The organism is Mesorhizobium sp. M2E.F.Ca.ET.209.01.1.1 (genome assembly GCF_004010375.2).
GTDB lineage: Bacteria > Pseudomonadota > Alphaproteobacteria > Rhizobiales > Rhizobiaceae > Mesorhizobium.
This window is the reverse complement of record NZ_SADP02001285.1, coordinates 1-284: the sequence shown is the minus strand read 5'-3', so window position 1 is coordinate 284 and position 284 is coordinate 1. Positions and strand designations below refer to the sequence as shown.

General features: G+C 69.0%; 1 pseudogene. It reads left to right on the top strand.

What is annotated here, in order from left to right:
• Positions 1-156: pseudogene (locus tag EN852_RS40085) on the top strand (DUF3572 family protein); the annotation flags it as partial.
• Positions 157-284: the final 128 nt, after the last annotated feature.

The following is a 284-nucleotide window of genomic DNA, read 5'->3' as shown; positions in this document are numbered from 1 at the left end:
GGCGAGCCAGGCTTTTTGGCCGGCGTGCTGCAGTTCATCCTCGCCCATGAGCCGACGCTGCTGCGCTTCGCCGAGGAGACCGGCACGCCGCCGGACGCCGTCGGCAAGGCCTTGCGGGCGCTGCCGCTCGGCAACGACGATCACGAGCGCTGGGTATGCGCGACGATCCCGAGACGGCGCGGCAGATCGAAGGGCTTGCCGCGGACGACCGGCCGCTTCTGGTGCTCGACGTCGACGACGTCGTGCTGGAGTTCATCCGGCCGTTCCCGCATTTTCTGCAATCG